This window comes from Cellulomonas sp. P5_C6, assembly GCF_054049635.1.
Window position 1 is genome coordinate 1 of record NZ_JBFULZ010000358.1, and the last position, 1,531, is coordinate 1,531.

General features: G+C 75.7%; 3 protein-coding genes. 1 reads left to right on the forward strand and 2 read right to left on the reverse strand.

The window, feature by feature from the left end:
* On the forward strand, positions 1-614 hold a 614-nt coding region (locus ACXJKG_RS21085; RefSeq protein WP_456847668.1), incomplete at its 5' end, for a LacI family DNA-binding transcriptional regulator.
* Positions 615-673: 59 nt separating this feature from the next.
* Here the strand turns inward: ACXJKG_RS21085 and ACXJKG_RS21090 are convergent.
* Positions 674-1,318 (reverse strand): DUF624 domain-containing protein, encoded by a 645-nt coding sequence (locus ACXJKG_RS21090; protein WP_456847669.1) that lies wholly within the window; start codon positions 1,316-1,318, stop codon positions 674-676.
* Positions 1,315-1,531 (reverse strand): hypothetical protein (locus ACXJKG_RS21095; protein WP_456847670.1); only part of this gene is annotated, 217 nt, incomplete at its 5' end. The genes ACXJKG_RS21095 and ACXJKG_RS21090, both read right to left, overlap by 4 nt.

Consider the following 1,531-nt stretch of genomic DNA (forward strand, 5'->3'; position numbering starts at 1 on the left):
TCCCCATGGTGCTGCTGGGCGAGCGCATCTTCGGGGGTCCCGCGGACCACGTGACGATGAACAACGTCGAGGCGGCCCGCGCGGCCACCCAGCACCTCCTGGACCTCGGGCGGCGGCACATCGCCGTCGTCGGCGCGCACGAGGGGGAGACCGTCGGCTCGGCCGCGCTGCGCGTGCAGGGCTACCGGCAGGCGCTCACCGAGGCCGGTCTGCCCGTGGACCCGGCCCTCGTCGGCGAGGCGGGCCTGTGGCACCGGGCGACCGGCGCGGAGACCATGGCCCGGCTGCTGGACTCGGGCGTCGAGATCGACGCTGTCTTCGGCCTCAACGACGCCCTGGCGCTCGGCGCCCTGCACGTCCTGCACGCGCGCCGCATCGACGTCCCGGGGCAGATCGCGGTCATCGGCTTCGACGACATCGAGGAGACCGCCTACTCGTCGCCGACCCTGTCCACCGTGGCGCCGGGGCGCGAGCAGATCGCGACGACAGCCGTCGACCTGCTGCTCGCCCGCATCGAGGAGACCGAGCCCGGGCGGCCGTTCGAGCAGGTCATCACGGACTTCGAGATCGTGGGCCGCGAGTCGACGCTCGGCGAACAGGTTCCGGGAGCCTGAGCGGGCCCCAGCCGGGAGCCTGAGCGGGTCCCAGCCGACGCGGCGGGGGCGGGCTCAGCTCAGGCGGCGTCGAGCCGAGTCAGCCGCTGGTCGACCACCCAGCCGCTGACCAGCAGGGGCAGGCTGACCCCGGCCAGCGGCACGAGCACGGCGACGTGGCTGAACGTGACCGCGAGGACCACGAGCGCGGCCAGCACGCCGAGGCTCGTGAGCGGCCAGAGCAGGGGCGCGACGCCGACGAACCRCCAGGTGCGGGCCACCGGCGCGTCGGCGTAGCGCCGGGCGACGGGCGCCAGCGTGGCGAGCGCGACGGTCAGGTAGCCGGTCAGCGCGACGACGCCGGCGGTGAGCGCGGCCTTCGTCGGGCCGGGGGACGCGGCGGCGAGCACGGAGGCGTCCACACCCAGGAGCACGAATCCCACGGTCAGGGGCGCTCCGAGCAGGTTGAGCCGCCGGAAGCCGGCGCGGTAGGCGGACCAGAAGTCGCGCCAGACGTGCTCGGACGGCGACCCGGCGGTGAGCCGGGCGAGCAGTGCGCCGCCGGCGCCGAGCGCGGGGTACGCGCCGAGCACGACGCCGCCCGCGAGGGTGCCGAGGAGGACGAGGACGTTCACCGCGACCAGCTGCGTGCCGGCGCGCAGGAACACCATGACGCGCCCGGCCCAGCCGCCGACGGCGTCGTCGTCGTGCGTCGCGGCGCTCACGGTCCGACCCGGGTGCCGAGCGTGGCGTTGCCGGCGGCGTCGAGACCCGCGAACGAGAGCGTCCGCACGCCGCGGACGGCATCGACCGACCCGAAGACGACGAGCTCCAGGCGCGGCGAGGTGAACCGCCCGTCGCCGTGGCTGCGGACCGTGGCCAGGAGCTCGTCGCCGACCGCCATGGTCCGGGACGTGGTGACGCTGCCGGCCGTGGCC